Raw genomic sequence first — 21,169 nt, forward strand, 5'->3', positions numbered from 1 at the left:
TCCCCCTCATCCCCGGCTCAGCACCTGGAAGGGGACGGTGTCGTGGTAGTTCGCCATGTAGGCGATCTTTCCGTCCGCGATCCGGAAGAAGTTCATGACCTCGGCCTCGATGGACTCGCCCGAGGCGCTGACGGCGCTGAGGTGGGAGACGGCCGCGGCCTTCTCCCCGTCGACGAGGAAGTGCACGGGCTCGTTCCGGAAGACCCGGTACATGGTGCCCATGCCCTTCATCATCGAGCGGAGCGTCTCCAGGCCCTCGATGTGGCCGGCCAGCTGCTCGTCCATGACCTGGTCGTCGGCGAACAGGTCGCACCAGCGGTCCCAGTCCCCCGCGTTCGCGTACTCGTAGTACTTCTGAAGGATCTGTCGTGCGTCCACAGCGCTCATCGCGCTCCTCCCCCTATCGGTCCCGGCGGGTTCCGTCCGGCGCGAACGGCGCCCAGAACTGGCTGAAGGCACTGGCCGAGTCCCCGAAGAGGCCGTCGCGGCCCTCGACGATCCGGCCGCCCCGCCACCTCATGAAGTGGAAGACCGGGTAGTCCATCCGCTCGTACGGGGACGCGCTCGCCGGGTCGGCGCCGTCGCGCACGGCGGTGTTGCGGCACACGTCGGCGCTGCAGTCCTCGCCGACCAGGACCGCCTCGATGTCCATCCGGAAGGTGCCGCCCGTGAGCTTGTGGGTCTGGCCCATCAGCTCCAGGAAGGCGTCCAGGCCCTCGTACCAGCCGGCCAGCGGGTGGTTGCCCGGCACCAGCCAGCGCAGGTCCTGCGCGTAGTACTCCAGGATGCGGGCCCGGTCCCCCGAGCCGAGGGCGCGGTAGGCCGCCTGCACGCGCTCCCGTGTCACTTCGGTCATGGTCTCGTCGCTCCTTGCTCGTCCGCCCCCGTGCGGAGCGGTCCCACGGGCAGCGGTCTGACGGGCAGGCGTCTCACAGGGAGCCCGAACCGGGCATCGGGGCCAGCTCGTTGACGGTGTACTGCTTGATCAGCGGGCCGTCCGGGCCGGCCACGACCGTCCAGGTCTGGTCGGCCTCGAAACCCAGCCACACGCTGCGCGCGGCCGGCGGGTCCCAGACCTTCGCCTGCCAGTTGACGAGGACCCGGACGACGGCCCGGTCGCCCTCGATGACCGGCTCCACCTTGGTCACCGTGTGCACCTCGTCGAAGAACCGGTGGGTGACCGCCTCGTACCAGCGGCCGAAGCCCTCCCGGCCGAGGAAGGTGTCCTCGGGGACCTTGAACTCCAGGTCCTCGGTGATCAGGGCGAGCACCTCGCCGGCCGGCGCGTGCCGGTCCAGCGCCACGTACCAGTTCTCGGCGAACGTGCGGATCGCGTCCTCGGTGAGCTGCCGCTCGGCGGGCATGCGGTGTCCTCCTGTCCGTGCTGGGTGACTGCTCTGGTCGGATCAGATCTGGATGTCGACGAGGAACGGACCGGGGTGCTCCAGCATCCGGCCCACCGCGGCGACCGCCTCGTCGGGCTTCTCGACCCGCATCCCGTCGGCGCCGAGCGACCGGGCCAGGCCCGCGAAGTCGATCTCCGGACGGGACAGGTCGAAGGAGCCCGGGAAGCCGTGCTCGGGGATCTCCCGCTCCCGCCAGTACTGGGCGATGTTGTCGTCCAGCAGCCGGTACTTGCGGTTGTTGCACACCACGAACTTGGCGTCGGCGCCGTGCCGCACCGCGGTCCACAGCGCCTGGTACGTGTACATCGCCCCGCCGTCGCCCGCGAAGCCGACGACCAGGCGGTCCGGGCGGGCCAGCTTGATGCCGACCGCGCCGGGGAAGCCGACGCCCAGCGAGCCTCCGCGGGTCAGGTGGTAGTCCCCCGGCCGCTCCGGCGGCAGGTACCGGGTCACCAGCGGGGAGGTGGTCAGCGCCTCGTCGAAGACGATCAGGTCCCCGCCGGTGCGCTCGGCCAACGTCCGCAGGAAGACCGCCATCGGCGTGCCGTCGTCCTGAGCCTGCCCGGAGCGCTGCGCCAGCGCCCGCTCCCGGGTGCGGGCGTCCAGCCGGGCGGCCGCGGCCGCCCGCCGCTGCGGGCTCAGCCGCTCCTCCAGTACGCCGGCCAGCGCGCGCAGCGCGTACCGCGGGTCGGCGGCCAGCCCCAGGTCCACCGGGTGGTTCTTGGCGATCTCGTAGGCGTTCAGGTCGATGTGGACGACCTTGGCGCCCGCCCGGAAGGGGCTGTCCAGCTCGGGGAAGACCTCGGGGAAGACGTACGTCCCCACGATCAGCACGCCGTCCGCCCCGGCGACGAGCTCCTTGCTGTGCGGGCCGAACATGTGGCCGGTCTGGCCGCGGCGCAGCGGGTGCGAGGCCGCGAGGTTCACCTCCGAGGAGTCCACCTCGTACACATCCGCGCCCAGCAGCTCGGCGACGGCGGCGAGTTCGCGCTGCGCCCCGGAGAGCGCCACCCCGTCACCGACCAGGATGACGGGCCGCTCCGCGGAGGCGAGCAGTTCCGCCGCCCGCCCCACCGAGGCCGGGGAGGGTGCGACGTCCGTGAGCGGGACGGCGGTGGGCAGGACCGGCTCGGAGTTGAGCTCGTCCAGCACGTCCATCGGCAGCGCCACGAACACCGGGCCGCGCGGCGGCGTCAGGGCGATCTTGACCGCCCGGCGCACGGTGCGCAGTACCGAGCGCGGGTCGGTGACCCGGGTCGCGTACTTGGTGACGGGCCTGGCCAGTGACACCAGGTCGCAGGCCATCTGCGCGTCCATCGCGTCGTAGCGGACCCCGGCGTCGCCGGCGACCACGACCAGCGGGGTGTGGCCGCGCAGCGACTGGTAGAGCATGCCGATGCCGTTGCCCAGGCCCACACCGGAGTGCAGCTGGAGCAGGGCCGCACCGCCGGTGGCCCGGGCGTAGCCGTCGGCGATGCCGGCGGCCACGGTTTCCTGGAGGGCGAGGACGTACCGGAAGTCCTCCGCCGCGTCGACCGCGTCGAGGAATCCCTGTTCCACCGTCCCCGGATTTCCGAACATAACCGTCAGGCCGTCGGCCTTGAACTGCTCGATCAGCCTTTCCCGTCCGGGAGTGGCTCCCATGAATTCCCCTTCTTTCCCGAAGAGTTTCCGGAGTTTCCCGGTTCACCACCCGTAGCGGGTGAGGCCTTCCTCCAGGACTTCCACGATCTTCTGCCCGGTGAGGTACGAATCCGGGGTGGACCGGCCCGTCACGAACGGGTAGTCGACGATCACCGACAGCGGGTGCCCGAAATTGCCGTGGTACGCCCCGCGCGGGCCGGTCGCGTCGCGCAGGATGTACTCCAGCGGGTACGGCGGCGGACCCATGTTGAAGTCGGTGCCGAGGAAGCCGGTGCCGTCCTTGTAGTCGTACTCCTTGCAGTGGCCGGTCACGTGCTTGCCCCAGATGATGCTCCTGCGGTCGCCCCAGTCGCGGGCGAAGGCCAGACAGGCCACGCCGTAGCACTCGGCCGCCACGACCTTGCCGGCGTTCTTGAAGGCCAGGATCAGGGCGTGCACCCGCTCGTTGTTGGCGAGGTCGACGATGGGGCCGCTGCCGCCCACGATGAGGATCGCGTCGTAGCCGGCGATGTCCGACTCGAGCTTCTCCAGATCACGGTGGTACTGCTCCAGCTTGCGCAGGTAGCCCTCGTCGCTCGTGTACGGGCGCTCGGGCACCCAGGCCTCGATGTCGAGCGGCGAGTCCAGCCGGCTGGACTGCTCGAACTCGCGGCCCAGCCGGGCGTTCTCCTCGGTGGTGACCGAGCGGCCCAGCGGGGGGTCGACGAAGTTCGCGTCGAGGCTCGGCGGAAGTGCGTGCGCGCGCTTTCCGGTCGGCGTGGCGAATACGACCTCGTAGCCGCGCTCGTCGAACTTCGACACCGGCCCTATCAGTTCCTCGGCCCAGTAACCGTGTTCGGAGACAATGACCAGAATCTTTCTGCTCACAGATTCCTCCAGGCGCCGCCTGTTGTCGTTTGCGTCCACCACACTGCTTGTGGACGGCTTGAGCGTCAAAGCGCCCGTGTGCGACTTCGTGAGGTAGAACGGCACCTTCTCGGGCCACCTCACCTAGTCGCCCGCGGACGTCATGAAGTAGCCCCGGGACTTCCTGACCTCGGCCGAATCGCTGAACCATTCGCGCATCCCCCGCCTATGGTCTGGACGCGCCGTGAACCACGGGCGCGCGGAGGACGATCGCGCGCAGAAGAGGAGAGGGACGGGGACGATGACGGACCTGTTGTGCACACATCTCGATCAGATACGCCCGGTGGAGCCGGGTACCGAGGGCTGCGAGGAGTGCCTCGCCCTCGGCGACACCTGGGTGCACCTGCGGATGTGCCTGTCCTGCGGGCACGTCGGATGCTGCGACTCCTCCAAGAACCGCCACGCCACCCGGCACTTCCGCACCACCGACCACCCGATCGCGGCCTCGCACGAGCCCGGCGAGACGTGGGCGTGGTGCTACGCCGACAAGCTGATGCTGGAAGCGGCATGAGCGCGGCCCCCGAGAGCCCTGCCGCCGGCGCCCCCGCTGCCACGGCCGCCACCACCGGCGCGGCCACTGCCGAGCGCGCGGAGAGCCGCAAGCCCGTCATCCTCGCCGTGGACGACGACCCGCAGGTGCTGCGGGCCGTCCGCCGGGACCTGCGCAGCGCCTACGGCGACCGCTACCGGGTCCTCGGCGCCTCCTCGGCCGCCGATGCCCTGAAGATCCTGGACTCCCTCGACGAGCGCGGCCACGACCCGGCCCTGTTCCTGGTGGACCAGCGGATGCCCGACGTCACCGGGGTCGAGTTCCTCCTGGAGGCCGTCAGCCGCTTCCCCGACGCCCGCCGCGTGCTGCTCACGGCGTACGCGGAGACCGACGCGGCGATCACCGCCATCAACCGGGTCCGGCTGGACTATTACCTGCTCAAGCCCTGGGACCCGCCGCACGAGCGGCTCTTCCCGGTCCTGGACGACCTGCTGTCCGACTGGCTGGCCACCTACCGGCCCGCCTACGACGGCATCATCGTCGCCGGCCACCTCGTCTCCCCCGGCACCCACGCCGTCCGCGACTTCTTCACCCGCAACGGCCAGCCGTTCCGCTTCCTCAACGTCGAGCGGGACCCCGAGGCCCTCACCCTGATCGCTGCCCAGCCCGGCGCCGCCCTGCCCCTCGTCCGCTTCCCCGACGGAGCGGTGCTCTCCGCCCCCACCGACACCGAGCTCGCCCAGCGCCTGGGCCTGGCCACCACCGCCTCCCGCCCGCACTACGAGTGCGTGATCGTCGGGGCCGGCCCGGCGGGCCTGGCGGCCGGCGTGTACGCGGCCTCCGAGGGCCTGTCCACGCTGATGCTGGACTCGCGCGCCCCGGGCGGGCAGGCCGGCACCTCCAGCCTGATCGAGAACTACCTCGGCTTCCCCTCCGGCCTGTCCGGCGGGGACCTGACCCGCCGGGCCACCATCCAGGCCTCGCGGTTCGGCGCCGAGATCCTGCACCCGGTGGAGGTCGTCTCGCTGACCCGCGACGACCCGGCAAAGATCCTGACGCTGGCGGACGGCACGGAGATCAGCGCCGAGACGGTGCTGCTGGCCACGGGGGTCTCGTACAACCGCCTCCAGGCGCCGGGCGCCGAGCGCTTCGAGGGGGCGGGCCTGTACTACGGCGCGGCCACCACGGAGAGCTCGGCGTGCATCTCGCAGCACGTCTACATCGTGGGCGGCGCGAACTCGGCGGGGCAGGCGGCGGTGCACTTCGCCAAGTACGCGGCCAAGGTCACGGTGCTGGTCCGCGCGGAGTCGCTGGACGCCAGCATGTCCCGCTACCTGATCGACGAGATCGAGCGCACCCCCAACATCGAGGTGCGGGTCCGCACCACCGTGGTTGCCCTCCACGGCGGCGAGCACCTGGAGCGGCTCACCCTCCACGACGCCGACAGCGGCGAGAACACCGAGGTCCCGGCCCGTTTCATGTTCACCTTCATCGGCGCCCGCCCGCACACGGAATGGCTGTCGGGCGTGGTCGAGCGCGACGAATACGGCTTCGTCCTGACCGGCTCCGACCTGATCGCCAACGGCGGCGAACTGCCCGCGGAATGGAGCCTGGAGCGCGCCCCCTACCCGCTGGAGACCAGCGTGCCGGGCGTCTTCGCGGCGGGCGACGTCCGCGCCCACTCGGTCAAGCGCGTCGCCTCGGGCGTGGGAGAGGGGGCGATGGCCGTCTCGCTCATCCACCGGTACCGCTCGATGGGCTGAGAGCGAACGCAGCCCAGAGCGAACGCGGATTGCTTGCGATCAAGCTGTGAACGGATGCAACGTTGATTACATGATTACAGCAGAGCAGAGCGAGCAGCTGCGCACCTGGTTCGCGGACCGCCTCCCGGTGGACGTCTACGAGTCCCTGGTCGAGGTGGCCGTCGACCGCGAGGAGATCACGGTCGTCGGCACCCTCCCGGCCAACGAGTCGGTCAAGGCGTTCCGCGAACGCACCCGCGAACAGCGCATGGAGGTGGCCCGGCAGGCGGAGGAGCTCTACCGCCGCAAGGTCGCCTGGGCCGTCCAGTCCGGGGACGACCGCATCCTCTTCACCCACCTGGCGGTTCCGGTGATGACGCGCCTGCGCCAGCCGGAACGCCAGGTCCTCGACACCCTGGTCGAGGGCGGGGTGGCCCGCAGCCGGGCCGACGCCCTCGCCTGGTGCGTACGCCTGGTCGGGCGCAACACGGACGAGTGGCTGACCGAGCTGCGCGACTCCCTGGCCCGGGTCCGCAAGGTGCGCGAGGAGGGCCCCGACCGCACGGACTCCCAGAAGTCTGCGTCGGAATGACGAAAGGGCCCCGTTCCGGGGCATGATCGCGCCAGGCTTGGCCGCGACCGACGCCCGACTCAGGGAGAGGCACGCAGCATGACCACCACCGTCGAATACATCCGCTACCGGATCGCCTTGGACGACCAGCAGGCCTTCGAGGACTCGTACCGGCAGGCCGCCGAGGCCCTGGCCGCATCGCCCGAGTGCATCGACTACGAGCTGGCCCGCTGCGAGGAGGAGAACGACCGCGAGCACTACGTCCTGCGCATCCGCTGGACCTCGGTCGACGCGCACCTGAACGGCTTCCGCAAGGGCGAGCACTTCCCGGCCTTCTTCAACGCGATCCGCCCCTACGTCAAGGCTATCGAGGAGATGCAGCACTACCGCGTCACCGACGTGGCCGGCCCCGGAAAGGCCGCACCCCAGTCATGAGCAGCACCACACCCGGAACCACTCCGACCATCTACGAGTGGATGGGCGGAGCCGAGGCGATGCACCGCCTCACGGTCGCCTTCTACGCCCACGCCCTGCAGGACGAGATCCTGGCGCCCGTCTTCGCGGGCATGGACGCGGAACATCCGCAGCACGTCGCGGTCTGGCTGTCGGAGGTCTTCGGCGGCCCGGCCGACTACACCGCGCACCACGGCGGCCACCAGCACATGGCCACCAAGCACCTGGGCCGCGGCATCACCGAGAAGCAGCGCCGCCGCTGGGTGGACCTGCTCATGGACACGGCCGACGAGGTGGGCCTGCCCACCGACCCCGAATTCCGCGCGGTCTTCGCGTACTACATCGAGTGGGGCACCCGGATGGCCCTGATCTACTCGGGGCCCAACCCGCCCCCCGTGGACGCGGCCAAGATCCCGATCTGGTCCTGGGGCCAGACCCCTCCGTGGATCCCCAAGAACTGACCCGGACGCCCGTACGCAGGGCTCGGGGACGAACGGCCCCGTGACGGGGGCGGGCGCCGAACACGGCGCCCGCCCCCGTCACGGCGCGTCGGCGAGCACCACCTCGAGCGCCCCGTCCGCGCCCCCGGCCTCCCGCCAGTGGGCCACGGCCTCCCGGAGTACCTCCCGCAGCGTCTCCCAGTCGGCGGGCCGGGCCGCGGCATAGCCCTGCCAGGAGGTCACGGCGAGCAGCCGGCCCGGCGCCGGCGGCAGCCACGACAGGTCGATCAGCGCATCGGCCAGCGCGTCCCAGTTCCCCCCGAACCAGTCGGGCAGCCGCAGGGCCGCCTCCCAGCGGCGCATCAGCCCGGCCTTGTCGCGTACGCCGTCGAGGTCGACCCGTACGGTCGCCCATCCGGCCCGCTCGGCGGCGGCCAGGGCCGGGGCGAGCGGCTGCGGATCGAGGGTCATCGCAGCACCGCCTTGAAGGTGTCGTAGTGGTCGTCCGTGTAGTAGAACTCCCCGCCCCGGCCGGTCACGATCCGCCGGGCCCCGCGGTCGCGCTCCCCGGGCGTCTTCACCGTGAACTCGTGGTAGTAGCCGCGCTCGTGCCGGGGCAGCACCTTCTCGAAGTTCCCGAACACGGCTCCGTCCTGCCGGTACGGGTACGGGCCGCCCTTGTCGATCAGCCTCAGCACCTCGCGCGCCTGCGGCGGCAGCGCGTCGGCCCGTACGGTCGCCATGCCCCGCGCCCAGGCGGGCCGCGTGGCGGGGGCGGAGGCGGAGGGAGAGGCGGAGTGAGAGGAGGAACCGCCCCCGGAACCGGCGCAGCCGGCCGCGGCAACGAGGGCGACGCAGAGGAACACCGCCCCGAGCAGGCGCAGCAGCAGCCGGGCCCGGGGCGCGTTCCGCACGATCATGCACCGATCGTGCCAAACATCCGATGCGCCGGCGAATCACACCACCCGCCGGCCGGAGCCCGTGGCCCGGCCGGTCACTCGTCCGGGTCGGCGCGGTCCAGCGCGGGCCGCAGGCCCGGCTCCGACTCGGTCAGCAGGTAGTCCGCGACGGCCGTGTCCGTGACCAGGCTGGTGACCAGGCCCGACCGCAGCACCGCGCCGATCGCCGCCGCCTTGCGCAGCCCGCCCGCGATCGCCACGACCTCGGGGATCCGCCGCAGCCGGTCCGCCTCGACGGTGATGCAGCGCTCGCCGAGGTCCCGCCCGACCCGGCGCCCGTCCTTGTCGAAGAGGTGCGCGGACATCTCGGCCGCGACGCCGAGCGAGGCGTAGTGCGCCCGCTCCTCGTCGGTCAGCATGTCGTGGACGGTGGAGATCCCCGGCTCCCAGGAGCCGATGGACACCGCCGCGACGGTCACCTTGTCGAAGTACTCGAAGGCCCGCGCGATCCCGGTCTGGCTGCGCAGCGCGGCCGCGGTGGCCGGATCGGGCAGCAGCATCGGGGCGTAGATGGGGTGCGCGTCGCCGCCGGAGACCTGCGCGGCGCGCCGCACGGCCTCCACCGAGCCGCGCTCGGCGGTACCGGCGTCGTACACGCCGGTCAGCTGCACGACGGTGCACTGAGGGAGCCGGTGCAGCGAGGCGGCCATGTGGATGGTGGACCGGCCCCAGGCCAGGCCGAGGACGTCGCCCTCGCTGACGAGCTCGCCGAGCAGGTCGGCCGCGACGGCGCCGAGGTTCTCCGGGTCCGGGGCGTCCTCGCTCGTGTCGGCGGGGGACTCGACGACGACCGCGTGCCGCAGCCCGTACCGAGCCCGGAGCGCGTCGGAGCGCTCCGCGTCCAGTTCGGCCGGCACCCGGATCTCGATCCGCACGAGGTCGCGCTCGAGGGCGGTCTCCAGGACCCGGGCCACCTTGAAGCGGCTCACGCCGAACTCCTCGGCGATCTGGATCTTGGACTTGCCCTCCAGGTAGAAGCGGCGGGCCATGGCCGCCGCCTGCACCAGCTCCGCGGGTCCCATCCGCAGGGCTGACCGTCCCGCCGACATTGCCGACACCGCGCTCTCCTCACTGCTACTGCTGTTCACACTCTCGACTCGTCGTTCATCCTGTCAGATCCGACGGCCGTTGATCAGCCTGGACAGCTGCCGTTCACCGACCTGTCCTCCAAGCCTCGTCCGGCGTGGTCGCTCCGGTGCTCTCAGTGGTCGCAGACCCAGGGCGCCGCGGCGATCGCGACGTCCGCCTGCTCGCGCAGCGTACGGACGGCGGCGGCCGGATCGACAGCCCCGTATACCGCGCTCCCCGCGACGAACACGTCCGCGCCGGCCTCGGCGCACCGCTCGATCGTGGTGGCCGAGACCCCTCCGTCGACCTGGAGCCACAGGTCCAGGCCGTGCTTGGCGATCAGCTCCCGGGTCCGGCGGATCTTCGGGAGCATGATGTCGAGAAAGGGCTGGCCGCCGAAGCCCGGCTCGACCGTCATGATCAGCACCATGTCCAGCTCGGGCAGGATGTCCTCGTACTGCTCGATCGGCGTCGCCGGCTTGAGCGCCATGGCCGCCCGGGCGCCCTTGGCCCGGATCTCCCGCGCGAGCCGCACCGGCGCGGCGGCGGCCTCGGCGTGGAAGGTGACGGAGCCGGCGCCGGCCTCGATGTACTGGGGGGCCCAGCGGTCCGGGTCCTCGATCATCAGGTGCAGGTCCAGCGGCGTGTCGGTGGCCCTGCTCAGGGACTCCACGACGGGCATGCCGAGGGTGAGGTTGGGGACGAAGTGGTTGTCCATGACGTCGACATGCAGCCAGTCGGCGCCCTCGACGGCCTTGGCCTCCTCGGCGAGGCGGGCGAAGTCGGCGGACAGGATGCTGGGAGAAATCTGAGCGGCCATGCCCCAAGCCTGCCATGCCCCCGCCCACTTCCGGCCATGACCCCGCATCTGACATCACAAGCAGCACTCTTAAACAATCACAGGCGAACAGTTAAGTAACCCTTCAAAATCAGCTCCGGCGACGGTTGCTAGATGCCGTCGCCCGAGCCGAAACCGCCCACCCGCGCGGCACGTATGGAACACCCGGTGCCCAGGGCACGCCCGACAGACAGCCAGCGACCTCCCCCTGGCTCAGCAAGGACTTCCTCTTCTCCGCCGCCACTCTCAAGCACCTCCCCACCAACACCGGCCACAACGCCATTGGCCGCCACCGCCTTCCTCCTGATCGGCCTCCCGGACGGCACCTGGATCGAACGGCTGCGCACCAGCCGCGTCCTGATCACCGCCGACCTCGCCCGCGCGCCGCCCTTCCGACATCGGCTCGCAGAGCGTGCTGCTCCAGCTGATCCCTGGCGCCGGCTGCCCCGCGCCAACGCGGCGGTCGTCACGCTGAGGGCCGTCGCGAACATCGCCGGCCGCAGGGCGGCCGGAGCCCTCGTCGCCACCCCCGCCGCACCCTTCGCCCTGTCCTGTTCCGCGGCCCCCGGACCCCGCTCCTGACCCAGATCCGCGAGGGGCTGCGCCACCTCCTGGGCCACCCGAAGCTACGGGCGGGCTCCACCTTCAGCAACCCGGGCAGCGCCGTCCTCAACACCATGCTCCCGGGCCTCTTCGCGCGGGAGCTCAGTTCTGAGCCTCACGCCGGCGGCGCTGCTGGTGCCGGTGCTGGACCGGGGGTCTGGCTGTGGGTGGCGGGCGGGGTGGCTGCTGGCCCTAACCACGGTCGGCGCCAACAGCGTCCTCGGCGCCAGCCTCCGCCAGCACCTCACCCCAGACCCCTCCGGGGCCGTATGACCGCCATCTTCCGCTTCATGCGGACCGGCGCCCTGGCCCTGGGCTCCGCAGCCTCAGGAAGCAGGAAACCTCACCGGTACGTCCACGGTCCAGTCCAGCGGAGGCGCGGTCACCGGCACCGACACGCAGTGCTTCCAGTACGACGGCCAGAACCGTCTGGCCCAGGCATGGACCGACACCAAGGGCCTCGCAGCCGCGAAGCCGGGCCAGATATCCAAGTGCACCACCGCACAGCCGGCTGCCGCCACGATCGGCGGACCCAATCCATACTGGCAGACCTACACGTACAACCTGCTCGGCGACCGAACCCAGCAGGTCAAGCACGACACGGCGGGCAACCCGCTCAAGAACGTCACCCAGAACATCACCTACCCCGGTAACGGCACCGCACCGGCCGCCCAGCCCAACACGGCGACCGCGATCACCACTACGGGGCCGGACGGCACGACTACTCTCGCCCCGCATTACGACGCCGTCGGCAACACCACCAGCCGAGACACCAAGGTCGGCGCCGCCGCGGCCACCATCCAGACGTTCACCTACAACGCCAAGGGCCGTACGGACACCGTCGTCACCCCCAAGCCCGCGGGCGGAACTCAGGCCTCCAACTACCTGTACGACGCCGACGGCGATCTGCTGATCCAGCGAGGGCCGGACGGCGACACGCTGTATCTCTTCGGAGGCGCAGAACAGCTCACCCTGAACAAGGCGTCGAGCACGGTCGCAGGGTTGCGCAACACAAGGGACCCGACGGCACCAAGATCACCCGCTCCTCCACCGGCGCGGTCGTCTACCAGGCCACCAACCCGCAGAACACGTCCCAGCTCCAGGTCGACGCGGCCACTCTGAACGTCACTCGCCGGGCCTTCGACCCGTACGGAGCGCAGCGAGGCCCGGCCCCCGCCGGCCTGGGCCGACAACCGCGGTTACCTGGGCCAGCCCACGGACACGGCCACCGGCCTCAGCCTCCTCGGCGCCCGCAACTACGACCCCGTCATAGGCCGGTTCCTGAGCTGCGACCCGGTCTTCGAAGCCGGCGACCCGAACCAGATGGGCGGCTACGCCTACGCAGGCAACGACCCGGTCAACATGAGCGACCCGACCGGACTCTTCCCGGGGCTCGACTGGTTCGAAGACGCGTTCTCCGGGCTGTTCGACGGAATCTTCGGCGGCGGTAACGAACTTTTCCTCAACCCGGGCGGCTGGCTCCTCGACAACTGCGTCGACATCTGGAACGGCGACAACGAAGAGTTCAACGACTGGACGGGCTGGGAGGGCAGCGACTACGACGTGCCCAACCTCTGGGGTGACAATCCCAGCGCCGAACTCTTCGGCATCGACACGAGCTCTGAGACGTACCAGCAGGGCTACTGGGGCGGCGTCATCGGCTCACTGGCCGTAGACGGCGTCGGGGCCTACAAGCTGGTCAAGGGATACCGCGCCGCTGCGAGGGCGGCAGAGACAGCCGCCGAAGGCAGCGCCGCACCACTGAAAAAGCTCCTTGATGACGACGTCCCCAGCCCCTCGACGAAGGAGACCGCACACGGGAACGCCCCAGAAACCGCTGCCCCTACTGAACCTGCTGCTGGTACCCCCAAGGCGCCACAAGGTGAGGGCGGCGCGTCCGGCGGTGATTCGTCTGACGGATCGGCCGTCCTGAGCAAGGCAAGGGAAACAGCCGACAAAACCTCGCTCAACAAGAAGGATTTTTCGAGCCGGACTCGTCCGAAGGTTGCTGAAGCCCTGGAGCTCGCAAACGGTCGAATGTACTCGGCCACCAGCAGCGGTGAGCAGCGCCCACTCCACCCCTTCGTCCAGGAAGTACTAAACGCGGTTCCTCCACTCGAGAGGGCGGGCGGCGCCATACACGGGAAGTGCGGTCTGCCGGTGTGCCTGTCGCAGGCGCTAAACGAGGGGCAGAACCCGTTTGGTGCACGGGTGGCTGCGGTCAAGATCCGTAACAACATGACGCATAAGGATCACGGAGGTCGAGTCGGCCCTTGCGACAGCTGTGTAGCACTTGAGGACGCGTTCGATCTCGACTTCACGACGGTGGGAGGAATGGATGACGCTATACACTTGGACGATGTCGAAGGAATCATCGAACTTCATTGACGGGTATTCCCCTGCGGTCGAGGAGGAGCTGCGGGCAGGGGGATGGGACCCGGAACGGTCCGTGGATGTGTGTAGGTGGGTTGGGCCGCTGGAGGCAGGCGGTTTGGTGGCGCATGCCGCGGCTCGGGCATTTCTGGCGAAGTTCGGCGGCCTGCGCTTCGTGTTCTCCGGTCCGGGCGTCGAATGTGCGCGGACGCCGTTCCTGCTCGACCCGTCGGTTTGTGAGGGAGAGGAGGAAGTTTTCCTCGAATGGGGCGAAGAGCTCGGCCTGTCACTGTTCCCGATCGGAGAGCAGGCGGAGGGCGTGGCCTTCCTCGCGATGGACGAGAACGGTGCATTGATCTCCTTGGGCAGCGGCATCGCCGCCACTTATGGGCAGCTCCCCGGGGCCTTCGAGCGGATGCTGCTCGGATATCAAGCCGAGGTGCTCTCTTAAGGAGAGATCGCTTTCGCATTGACCACTGGCTGGCACTTCGGGCCAATGGCAAGCAGCGGCAGCTCACGGTAACGGCCCTTAGGCGCCCAGTCCCGTCCGCGGCTCGTTCCTGGCCCTCCAGTGTGGCCTTCACACGTCCGAGGTCGGTGGGCGCTTGCTTGGGGGTACCCACTTGCCTGGTCGGAGTTTGTAAAGCCTCGATAGCAGCAAGCATGAAGGGGTTCGGCCGCAACGCGGTCCGGCTCACCGCGCTCACCGATCACCTCTTATGCCGTCCCAGACGAAGATGGCCTTCGCGGCGATCGTGATGCATGTCCCTAACAGGCTTAAGCGACAGCCGGGATGGGATCCAACCCGCCCCGGACGCCAACAAAATGGCTGCAAGGAGCGGGGAGCGCCCCGAATCGCTACGCGCTCCTCTCTTCTCGGCGACTGCCGGCCGTCTGTGGCCGGTAGCGCACCAGATCGCCACACGGGCACGTCTCGGCGGCCCACGGCCGGCCGTGGCCGGTGGGCGTGTCAGGCCGTCTCGGGTGCTGTCCTCCACGTGGAGCGGAGCCGGGCGCCGGCCTCGTCGGCCTGGCGAAGACCCGCTTGGTAGGCCGGTCCCCAGGCTGCCAGGTCGCCCGGGTCCGAGCCGAAGGCGCGTACCGCGGCGGGGTCAGGGCCGATGGTCACCACGGTGTCCGCGCCCACGGCCGCCAGCTGCTGGTCGAGTGGCTCGCGGGGAAAAAGGTGCGCCATCGGCTCGACCACGACCAGCGTGCGCGCTCCGGCAGCGAGGTCGGCGTTGGGGCCCGATCGCAGCGCACCATCCATGTAGCGCCGGCCGTCGATGGCCACCGGTGGCGCTGCGCCCGGGAAGGCGCTGCTCGCCGCCACTGCGTTCACCAGTGGCACGCCGCTGTCGCGGTCCCACACAACGGGCTCGCCGGTGGTTGCGTCCACGGCGGTGATCAGCAGGCGTCGCTCCGGCCACGTGTCCGCACCGATCAAGGCGGCGCGCCCCGCGATCAGCGCCTGATCGGCCTGGGGGTCGGCGCTGTCGAGCGCGATCCGGCCGACGCGGCGCCTTGCCTCGCCGGGTTCCAGGCTGCGGTCGCCCAGCACGGCGAACACCTCACCCGTCCGCGCGGGATCCGCCTTGAGCCGGTGAGCGGGTCGGCGAGCCGAAGTCGCGAGCCGCCCCGGGTCCTGCCCGGTGGCGAGCAGCGTGCCGACGATCGCCCCGGCCGACGTGCCGACGATCAGGTCGGCTTCGCCCAGATCCACGCCGTCGCGGCGCAACCCGTAGGCCAGCCCTGCCAGCCAGGCCGTGCCGACGTGACCCCCGGGGCCCAGGACGAGCGCTCGGTCGAAGGTGTGCATGGCGATCCCCCTCATTATTGAAACAGTCGTACCATATATTCGCTGACGCCGTTTCGAAGTGCAGGAGATCCACCGTGGGGCGACCCGCAGATCCCGCCCGCCGTGAGGGCACACTGGCGCGGGCGACCGACTACGTGCTGGCGCACGGGTTGGCCGGGCTGAGCCTGCGGCCACTGGCCGCGGCTCTCGACACCAGCCCACGGATGCTGCTCTACGACTTCGGGAGCAAACAGGAGTTGGTCGCGGCGGTCCTCGCCGAGGCCCGCCGCCGAGGTGCGGTGCGCCTGGCCGAGCAGCTTCCGGCGGCGACGGGCTCCGTGCCGGAGCGGCTGCGCGGCATCTGGGCGTGGATCAGCGCGGACGAACGTGCGCCGTTCGTGCGGCTGTTCTTCGAGGTGCATGCCGACGGCCTGGCCCACCCCGAGAACTACCCCGACCAGGGCCAGGCGATCACGGACTGGTTCGACACGCTCGGTGCCGCCTTCCGCGACGTCTCCGCCGGTCCCGGGGACACCGTCACACCCACGTTGATCATGGCCGTCGTCCGTGGTCTGCTGTTCGACCTCACCGCCACCGGCGACCGCCACCGCACCGATCGCGCTCTGGACCGCTTCGTCGAACTCCTGTCGCAGTGAAGCCAGATTGACGATCTGCGTCCGTGACAGAGATCGATTACGGACGCTTCCACGAACTGCTGGAGCAGACGCGCAGCGCCGGGGGTTCCGACACGAGGTGGGAGCTGCTGCGCCGGTTCCAGGAGGAGTGGGGCTACCGACCCCGGCCCCGGGAGCGACGGCGGCGGGATGCGCCGGACGAGCACAAGGAGTACGTCGCCAACCTGAAGGCCGCCACCCCGGACGACGTCGACCGCTCGCTCGCTGTGCCCGCCGCGCTGGACGAGTGGTGGGATCTGCCGTTCAACTCCCTCGCAGACCTGTGGGAGGCCTACGAGACCAACCCGGTCTGGCCGCCCACGGTCCGCCCCGACCCCAGCGGCTACGGCACCTCCGGCGGGCTGCCCAGCGGCAACCCGTTCGTCGGACCCGGGGACGACCAGCGCGTCTGCGTGTTCATGGCCGAGAACCAGTACTGCAACGAGTGGGGCTACCCCGCGGCCCATGCCCATCTCGCCGACCCGCAGGTGCTCGTCAGCGGGCTCGACGACAAATACGAACCGGTCTGGCTGCTCCAGAGCCACTCGGTCTCCGAGTTCCTCCTGCAACTGGCCGTCACCCGACTGCCCGCCCACTACGGGCACATCGTCGAGGACGGGGAGGTCGACCCCGAGGTGGTGACCCGGCTCCGAACCCACCTGCAACCGATGGGATTCCTCCCGTGGCGCGAACTCGGCGCGCACACCGAGTACTTCGGCGGCCTCGACGTCATCGTCGCGCACAACACCGGAGAGGGCGACTTCGCGCTCGCCGCCTACGGACGTACCGAGAAAGCCCTGGAGCGACTCGCCGAAACACTCGGACTGGACTGGGCGGAGGAGGACTGACCCGCAGCGCCTCGGCAGCGTCCAGGTCGCTGAAGTGGCAAGAGGCAGCATGCAGCGATCTACCGCGCCCACCGGCCACGGACGGTCGTCGACCGCCGAGGCGTGCGGGACCACGTAGCGATCTGCCGCGTCCATCAGCCCCAGACGGCCGCCGGACGCCGAGAAAAGAGGAGCGCGTAGCGATCTGGGGCGCTCCCCGCTGCCGATGGTCATCTCATTGAAGTCTGGCGCAGGTGGAAGCCCCTCGGCCGCGGAGATGCATCGCGGGCGGGTTTTGGGGCTCGGCTACCCGTATGCCCGGGGCTGGGCGGGATCGCGATGCGGGGAGGAAGGATTCTGCACATCGGAACCCGGACTGCGCTCTCTGACGAGGGAGAAGGCTGGACATGACCCCCTGGCCATCCTTCGGGGGCTTCCCGGCAGCTCTTTGGCATTCCGGGGCGGGCCGGTCTGTCAAGGGTGGCCGAAGGCCATCGCGAAGCGACGCGACGAAGGAGCGCCCTTGAGAGGCCGGCCCGCACCGGAAGGACAATGGGCGGCCGGGACGCCCCCGGACACACCCCGACCCCGGTCCGCCGTGACCCCGCCCCCCGGCCCCGCGCCCCCCGCCCCGCCGCTACGCCGTCCGCCGCAGCAGGGCCAGGTACATCGCGTCCGTGCCGTGGAGGTGGGGCCACAGTTGGACGTCCGGGCCGTCGCCCAGGCCCGGGACGCCCGGCATGTACGGGCGGGCGTCGATCAGTTCGGCGGCGACCGGGCCGGCGCCCGCGCCGCGGCCGCGCAGGACGTCCTCCACCACGACCCGGGTCTCGGCCAGGTGCGGCGAGCACGTCGCGTAGCCGACGACCCCGCCGACCCGCACCGCGGCCAGCGCCTCCCGCAGCAGGGCGCGCTGCAGCGGCGCGAAGCCCTCCAGGTCCTGCGGCCGGCGCCGCCACCGCGCCTCGGGGCGGCGGCGCAGCGCGCCCAGCCCCGAGCACGGCACGTCCATCAGCACCCGGTCGAAGGAACCGGGCAGCCACGCCGGCCGGGTGCCGTCCGCGGCGATGACCCGGTACGGGCCCGGGTTGCCGGCCAGCGCCCGTTCGACCAGGCGCGCCCGGTGCGGCTGCTTCTCGGAGGCCAGGAGGAACGCCCCGCGCTCTGCGGCCAGCGCCCCCAGCAGGGCGGCCTTGCCGCCCGGTCCCGCGCAGCCGTCGAGCCAGCGTTCGTCGCGGCCCTCGACGGGGGCCGCCGCCAGGGCCATGGCCACGAGCTGGCTGCCCTCGTCCTGGACGCCGGCGCGCCCCTCGCGCACCGCCTCCAGCGCGCCCGGCTCGCCGCCCTCGGCCATCCGGACGGCGTACGGGGACCAGCGCCCCGGCAGCGCCGCGTCCTCGCCGACCGCGGCGATCAGTTCCTCGGGCGTGGAGCGCCCCGGCCGGGCGACGAGCGTGACCTCGGGCCGCTCGTTGTCGGCCTCCAGCAGGTCCTCGATGCCGGCCCGTCCTCCGCCGAGGGAGTCCCACAGGGCGCTGACGACCCACCGGGGGTGCGAGTGGTAGACCGCGAGGTGTTCCTCGGCGTCGTCCTCGTACGGCGGGGCGACCTGCTCGAGCCAGGCGTCCATGTCCTGCGCGGCGATCTTCCGCAGTACGGCGTTCACGAACTTGGCGCGCCCGTCGCCCAGGACCACCCGGGCCAGCTCGACGGTGGCCGAGACCGCCGCGTGCGTCGGGATGCGGGTCCCGAGCAGCTGGTGGGCGCCGAGCGAGAGGACGTCCAGCACCGGCGGGTCCACCTCGCGCAGCGGCCGGTCGATGCAGGCGCTGATGACGGCGTCGTACGTGCCCTGCCGGCGCAGCGTGCCGTACACGAGCTCGGTGGCCAGGGCGGCGTCGCGGGCCTGGAAGTCCTCGTTCTGGCGGGCCTTGCGCAGCAGCGGGGGGAGCACGAGGTTCGCGTACGCGTCGCGTTCGTCCACCGCCCGCAGTGCCTCGAAGGCCAGCATCCGGACCGGGTCCTTCTTGGGCCGGCGGTACGGCTTGGGCTGCTTGCCGCCGGCTGCGGCGGGACGACGGCGGGGCTGTTCGCTCACGTGAAAGGTGCTCCGGAGATACGAGACAAAAGGGGTGATTCAGACGACATCAAAGGATGGCGACGACGACATCAAAGGATGGCGACACGGCCTACGGCTGCTCTCAGCCTACGTCGGCCCCGCCCAGCCGCTCGCCCGGCGCGATGCGCACCCCGCGGGCCCAGTCGGCGCCGCGCATCGGCTTCTTGCCCTGGGGCTGCACCCAGAGCAGCTCCACGGCGTGCGAGCCGGTGCCGACGTGGACGTGGTTCTTCGCCGGGGCCAGCACGCCCGGCTCCAGGTCCGTGCGGTCGGGGACGAGCCCGAGGGAGATCACCTTGAGCCGCTCGCCGCGGAAGACGGTCCAGGCGCCGGGCGCGGGGGTGCAGCCGCGCACCACGCGGTCGGCGCGCAGCGCGGGGGCCGTCCAGTCGATGCGGGCGTCCTCGACGGTGATCTTGGGCGCGAGGGAGATCCCCTCGGCGGGCTGCTCCACGGCGCGCAGGGTGCCGTCCTCGATGCCGTCCATGGTGGCGGCGAGCAGTCCGGCGCCGGCGAAGGCGAGGCGGGTGAGCAGGTCGCCGCTGGTGTCGGTGGGGCGGATCTCCTCGGTCAGGACCCCGTAGACGGGCCCGGAGTCCAGGCCTTCCTCGATCCGGAAGGTGGAGGCGCCGGTGACCTGGTCGCCGGCCATGATCGAGTGCTGGACGGGGGCGGCGCCGCGCCAGGCCGGGAGCAGCGAGAAGTGCAGGTTGACCCAGCCGTGGCGGGGGATGTCGATGGCGCTCTTGGGGATGAGGGCGCCGTACGCGACGACCGGGCAGCAGTCGGGGGCGATCTCGCGCAGCCGCTCCTGGAACTCCGGGTCGCGCGGCCGGACGGGCTTGAGGACCTCGATCCCGGCCTCCTCCGCGCGCTCGGCGACGGGGCTGGCGACGAGCCGGCGGCCGCGGCCGGCCGGGGCGTCGGGCCGGGTGACGACGGCGGCGACCTCGTGGCGCCCGGAGGCGATCAGGGCGTCCAGGGCGGGCACGGCGACCTCGGGGGTGCCTGCGAAGACGAGCTTCACTGGGGTCCTACCTCGCTATCTCGGCTGTCAGCAGCACACCAGTCTATGGGGCCGGTACGCCCCCGGGGCGCCCGGGCGGCAGCCGCTCCTCGCCGACGCGCCCGGGACCCCGCCGACTCGCTGTCTCGCGTGGCTCGCGCTCCCGCCGACCCGCTTGCCCCGCGCCAACGTGCTTGGCCCCCCGCCCCGCTGCCGGCCCCCGGCCCGCCAGGCTCCCCACCCAGAGCCCCACAGCCCACAGCCCACAGCCGACAGCCGACAGCCCACAGCCCACAGCCCACAGCCCACAGCGCACAGCCCACAGCCCAGCCGAAACCCCCGCTCACACCGCCCCATTCGCCTCATCCGCCCCTTCAGGGGGCGTACGTACACCGCCGCGCCCCTCGCATATGCCGACACGCCCCCGGAGCGTGACTTCCTCGCCCGGTGGCGCGTTGGTCAAGAGAGATTGACCGAAACCGGGCCGCTACCAGAACGACGAGAACGGTGTCTGCGGCCCGATCCGCTCTTCAGCACCGGTTCGAGAGGCTTCTTCATGGCCGACCACGCCACCCACGACGCCCAAGCACGGGCCAGCCTGCACCTCCTGGTGCGGGACATCGAGCGGGTTCGCCGGCAGGTGGATGCTCTGCGTACGCTCACCGCCCAGCTCGGCAACGTGTACCGCCCGCGCCGCTCCGGTCCCTCCACGGGCTTCGTCGTCTACGGCCGCGCCCCCGCGCCCACCGTCCGCCTCGCCCAGGAGCTGCGCGACAGCGTCGAGACGCTGGTCACCGCCGCCGTGGACTTCGACCGCTCGCTCGGCTTCTCCTGGGACGCGGTCGGCTCGGCGCTCGGCGTCACCAAGCAGGCGGTGCACCGCCGGTACGGGGCCCGCCGCGCCCAGGCCGCGGAGGCCGCCGAGCCGCTGGCGGAGGGGACCACCACGCGGACCATCGGCCCGCTCCCGACGGTGCCCGCGGCCCGGTCCGTGCCGCCGCAGCCGCTGCGCGAGGAGTCCCAGGCGGCCGGGGCCGGGTCCCGCTCAGCTGCCTTCCCCGGGCCCCGCAACGGCTGATCCGCCGCCCGCCGCCGGGACGCCGACCCCCGCCGGCATGTACGGCTGACACCGAGACCGGGGCCGAGGCCAGCGCCGAGGCCCCTGCGACGCGCCCCCGCGGGAGCGGCCCCCCACGCCGCCCCCGCGGGGGCGTTCGGCTGCCCGGCACCCACCGCCGGGGCACCCACCGCC

The 21,169-nt window shown here is 71.4% G+C and carries 23 protein-coding genes and 1 pseudogene; 12 read left to right on the top strand and 12 right to left on the bottom strand.

What is annotated here, in order from left to right:
- Positions 1 to 6: 6 nt before the first annotated feature.
- The 5 genes from AB0953_RS27175 to AB0953_RS27195 form a co-directional block, all read right to left on the bottom strand.
- On the bottom strand, positions 7 to 387 hold the full coding sequence (locus AB0953_RS27175) for a nuclear transport factor 2 family protein (protein WP_366862195.1): 381 nt from the start codon (positions 385 to 387) through the stop codon (positions 7 to 9).
- Positions 388 to 400: 13 nt separating this feature from the next.
- Positions 401 to 856 (bottom strand): nuclear transport factor 2 family protein, encoded by a 456-nt coding sequence (locus tag AB0953_RS27180; protein ID WP_366862196.1) that lies wholly within the window; start codon positions 854 to 856, stop codon positions 401 to 403.
- Positions 857 to 929: 73 nt separating this feature from the next.
- On the bottom strand, positions 930 to 1,364 hold the full coding sequence (locus tag AB0953_RS27185; protein ID WP_366862197.1) for a nuclear transport factor 2 family protein: 435 nt from the start codon (positions 1,362 to 1,364) through the stop codon (positions 930 to 932).
- Positions 1,365 to 1,406: 42 nt separating this feature from the next.
- Entirely contained in the window at positions 1,407 to 3,050 is a 1,644-nt protein-coding gene (locus AB0953_RS27190) for a thiamine pyrophosphate-binding protein (RefSeq protein ID WP_366862198.1), read from the bottom strand.
- A 42-nt stretch (positions 3,051 to 3,092) separates the two neighbouring features.
- Positions 3,093 to 3,917, bottom strand: a complete 825-nt coding sequence (locus AB0953_RS27195; protein WP_366862199.1) for a type 1 glutamine amidotransferase domain-containing protein — start codon at positions 3,915 to 3,917, stop codon at positions 3,093 to 3,095.
- A 280-nt stretch (positions 3,918 to 4,197) separates the two neighbouring features.
- Between AB0953_RS27195 and AB0953_RS27200 the strand changes: the two genes are divergently transcribed.
- From AB0953_RS27200 to AB0953_RS27220, 5 genes are all read left to right on the top strand, one after another.
- Positions 4,198 to 4,467, top strand: a complete 270-nt coding sequence (locus AB0953_RS27200; protein ID WP_361912558.1) for a UBP-type zinc finger domain-containing protein — start codon at positions 4,198 to 4,200, stop codon at positions 4,465 to 4,467.
- Positions 4,464 to 6,209, top strand: coding sequence for an FAD-dependent oxidoreductase (locus tag AB0953_RS27205; RefSeq protein ID WP_366862200.1), 1,746 nt, complete (start codon positions 4,464 to 4,466; stop codon positions 6,207 to 6,209). The genes AB0953_RS27200 and AB0953_RS27205 overlap by 4 nt, the downstream gene beginning before the upstream one ends.
- 70 nt (positions 6,210 to 6,279) lie before the next feature.
- Positions 6,280 to 6,780: a hypothetical protein gene (locus tag AB0953_RS27210; RefSeq protein ID WP_366862201.1), complete on the top strand. Its 501-nt coding sequence runs from the start codon at positions 6,280 to 6,282 to the stop codon at positions 6,778 to 6,780.
- Between the two features lie 78 nt (positions 6,781 to 6,858).
- On the top strand, positions 6,859 to 7,194 hold the full coding sequence (locus AB0953_RS27215) for an antibiotic biosynthesis monooxygenase family protein (protein WP_366862202.1): 336 nt from the start codon (positions 6,859 to 6,861) through the stop codon (positions 7,192 to 7,194).
- Positions 7,191 to 7,673: a group II truncated hemoglobin gene (locus tag AB0953_RS27220; RefSeq protein ID WP_366862203.1), complete on the top strand. Its 483-nt coding sequence runs from the start codon at positions 7,191 to 7,193 to the stop codon at positions 7,671 to 7,673. The genes AB0953_RS27215 and AB0953_RS27220 overlap by 4 nt, the downstream gene beginning before the upstream one ends.
- A gap of 78 nt (positions 7,674 to 7,751) precedes the next feature.
- On the opposite strand, the gene AB0953_RS27225 is transcribed toward AB0953_RS27220, so the two are convergent.
- The 4 genes from AB0953_RS27225 to rpe form a co-directional block, all read right to left on the bottom strand.
- Positions 7,752 to 8,123 carry a barstar family protein gene (locus AB0953_RS27225; RefSeq protein WP_366862204.1) on the bottom strand — a complete coding sequence of 124 codons (372 nt, stop codon included), beginning with the start codon at positions 8,121 to 8,123 and terminating at the stop codon, positions 7,752 to 7,754.
- Positions 8,120 to 8,572 (bottom strand): ribonuclease domain-containing protein, encoded by a 453-nt coding sequence (locus tag AB0953_RS27230; protein ID WP_366862205.1) that lies wholly within the window; start codon positions 8,570 to 8,572, stop codon positions 8,120 to 8,122. Before AB0953_RS27230 ends, AB0953_RS27225 begins: the two co-directional genes overlap by 4 nt.
- Before the next feature lie 74 nt (positions 8,573 to 8,646).
- Positions 8,647 to 9,660: a sugar-binding domain-containing protein gene (locus AB0953_RS27235; protein ID WP_366862256.1), complete on the bottom strand. Its 1,014-nt coding sequence runs from the start codon at positions 9,658 to 9,660 to the stop codon at positions 8,647 to 8,649.
- Positions 9,661 to 9,812: 152 nt separating this feature from the next.
- On the bottom strand, positions 9,813 to 10,499 hold the full coding sequence (gene rpe / locus AB0953_RS27240) for a ribulose-phosphate 3-epimerase (protein WP_366862206.1): 687 nt from the start codon (positions 10,497 to 10,499) through the stop codon (positions 9,813 to 9,815).
- 300 nt (positions 10,500 to 10,799) lie between these two features.
- Here rpe and AB0953_RS27245 point away from each other — a divergent pair, with 300 nt between their 5' ends.
- The 4 genes and pseudogenes from AB0953_RS27245 to AB0953_RS27260 all read left to right on the top strand — a co-directional run bounded on the left by AB0953_RS27245 (position 10,800) and on the right by AB0953_RS27260 (position 13,944).
- On the top strand, positions 10,800 to 11,099 hold the full coding sequence (locus AB0953_RS27245; RefSeq protein ID WP_366862207.1) for a hypothetical protein: 300 nt from the start codon (positions 10,800 to 10,802) through the stop codon (positions 11,097 to 11,099).
- Positions 11,100 to 12,314: 1,215 nt separating this feature from the next.
- Positions 12,315 to 12,491, top strand: a pseudogene (locus tag AB0953_RS27250) (RHS repeat-associated core domain-containing protein); the annotation flags it as partial.
- Positions 12,483 to 13,508, top strand: coding sequence for a YwqJ-related putative deaminase (locus tag AB0953_RS27255; RefSeq protein WP_366862257.1), 1,026 nt, complete (start codon positions 12,483 to 12,485; stop codon positions 13,506 to 13,508). The pseudogene AB0953_RS27250 and the gene AB0953_RS27255, both read left to right, overlap by 9 nt.
- Positions 13,480 to 13,944 (top strand): SUKH-3 domain-containing protein, encoded by a 465-nt coding sequence (locus tag AB0953_RS27260; RefSeq protein WP_366862208.1) that lies wholly within the window; start codon positions 13,480 to 13,482, stop codon positions 13,942 to 13,944. Before AB0953_RS27255 ends, AB0953_RS27260 begins: the two co-directional genes overlap by 29 nt.
- A gap of 519 nt (positions 13,945 to 14,463) precedes the next feature.
- On the opposite strand, the gene AB0953_RS27265 is transcribed toward AB0953_RS27260, so the two are convergent.
- Positions 14,464 to 15,312, bottom strand: a complete 849-nt coding sequence (locus tag AB0953_RS27265) for a patatin-like phospholipase family protein (RefSeq protein WP_366862209.1) — start codon at positions 15,310 to 15,312, stop codon at positions 14,464 to 14,466.
- A 74-nt stretch (positions 15,313 to 15,386) separates the two neighbouring features.
- On the opposite strand from AB0953_RS27265, the gene AB0953_RS27270 reads away from it, so the two are divergent.
- The gene (locus tag AB0953_RS27270) at positions 15,387 to 15,947 is read left to right on the top strand and encodes a TetR family transcriptional regulator (protein ID WP_366862210.1); all 561 of its coding nucleotides are present in this window, start codon (positions 15,387 to 15,389) and stop codon (positions 15,945 to 15,947) included.
- A gap of 23 nt (positions 15,948 to 15,970) precedes the next feature.
- The gene (locus AB0953_RS27275) at positions 15,971 to 16,813 is read left to right on the top strand and encodes a hypothetical protein (protein WP_366862211.1); all 843 of its coding nucleotides are present in this window, start codon (positions 15,971 to 15,973) and stop codon (positions 16,811 to 16,813) included.
- A gap of 616 nt (positions 16,814 to 17,429) precedes the next feature.
- Here the strand turns inward: AB0953_RS27275 and AB0953_RS27280 are convergent.
- Complete coding sequence (locus tag AB0953_RS27280; protein WP_366862212.1) at positions 17,430 to 18,890, bottom strand: transcription antitermination factor NusB; 1,461 nt, start codon at positions 18,888 to 18,890, stop codon at positions 17,430 to 17,432.
- Between the two features lie 103 nt (positions 18,891 to 18,993).
- Positions 18,994 to 19,938: a methionyl-tRNA formyltransferase gene (fmt, locus tag AB0953_RS27285; protein WP_366862213.1), complete on the bottom strand. Its 945-nt coding sequence runs from the start codon at positions 19,936 to 19,938 to the stop codon at positions 18,994 to 18,996.
- Positions 19,939 to 20,473: 535 nt separating this feature from the next.
- Between fmt and AB0953_RS27290 the strand changes: the two genes are divergently transcribed.
- Positions 20,474 to 20,995, top strand: coding sequence for a hypothetical protein (locus AB0953_RS27290; protein WP_366862214.1), 522 nt, complete (start codon positions 20,474 to 20,476; stop codon positions 20,993 to 20,995).
- Positions 20,996 to 21,169: the final 174 nt, after the last annotated feature.

The organism is Streptomyces sp. NPDC046866, from assembly GCF_040704625.1.
Classification (GTDB): Bacteria; Actinomycetota; Actinomycetes; order Streptomycetales; family Streptomycetaceae; genus Streptomyces.

Coding starts and splice junctions, on each gene's coding strand:
- AB0953_RS27175 (WP_366862195.1), bottom strand. CDS start 387: ATGAGCGCTGTGGACGCACGACAGATCCTTCAGAAGTACTACGAGTAC.
- AB0953_RS27180 (WP_366862196.1), bottom strand. CDS start 856: ATGACCGAAGTGACACGGGAGCGCGTGCAGGCGGCCTACCGCGCCCTC.
- AB0953_RS27185 (WP_366862197.1), bottom strand. CDS start 1,364: ATGCCCGCCGAGCGGCAGCTCACCGAGGACGCGATCCGCACGTTCGCC.
- AB0953_RS27190 (WP_366862198.1), bottom strand. CDS start 3,050: ATGGGAGCCACTCCCGGACGGGAAAGGCTGATCGAGCAGTTCAAGGCC.
- AB0953_RS27200 (WP_361912558.1), top strand. CDS start 4,198: ATGACGGACCTGTTGTGCACACATCTCGATCAGATACGCCCGGTGGAG.
- AB0953_RS27205 (WP_366862200.1), top strand. CDS start 4,464: ATGAGCGCGGCCCCCGAGAGCCCTGCCGCCGGCGCCCCCGCTGCCACG.
- AB0953_RS27210 (WP_366862201.1), top strand. CDS start 6,280: ATGATTACAGCAGAGCAGAGCGAGCAGCTGCGCACCTGGTTCGCGGAC.
- AB0953_RS27215 (WP_366862202.1), top strand. CDS start 6,859: ATGACCACCACCGTCGAATACATCCGCTACCGGATCGCCTTGGACGAC.
- AB0953_RS27220 (WP_366862203.1), top strand. CDS start 7,191: ATGAGCAGCACCACACCCGGAACCACTCCGACCATCTACGAGTGGATG.
- AB0953_RS27225 (WP_366862204.1), bottom strand. CDS start 8,123: ATGACCCTCGATCCGCAGCCGCTCGCCCCGGCCCTGGCCGCCGCCGAG.
- AB0953_RS27230 (WP_366862205.1), bottom strand. CDS start 8,572: ATGATCGTGCGGAACGCGCCCCGGGCCCGGCTGCTGCTGCGCCTGCTC.
- AB0953_RS27235 (WP_366862256.1), bottom strand. CDS start 9,660: ATGTCGGCGGGACGGTCAGCCCTGCGGATGGGACCCGCGGAGCTGGTG.
- rpe (WP_366862206.1), bottom strand. CDS start 10,499: ATGGCCGCTCAGATTTCTCCCAGCATCCTGTCCGCCGACTTCGCCCGC.
- AB0953_RS27255 (WP_366862257.1), top strand. CDS start 12,483: ATGAGCGACCCGACCGGACTCTTCCCGGGGCTCGACTGGTTCGAAGAC.
- AB0953_RS27260 (WP_366862208.1), top strand. CDS start 13,480: ATGTCGAAGGAATCATCGAACTTCATTGACGGGTATTCCCCTGCGGTC.
- AB0953_RS27265 (WP_366862209.1), bottom strand. CDS start 15,312: ATGCACACCTTCGACCGAGCGCTCGTCCTGGGCCCCGGGGGTCACGTC.
- AB0953_RS27290 (WP_366862214.1), top strand. CDS start 20,474: ATGGCCGACCACGCCACCCACGACGCCCAAGCACGGGCCAGCCTGCAC.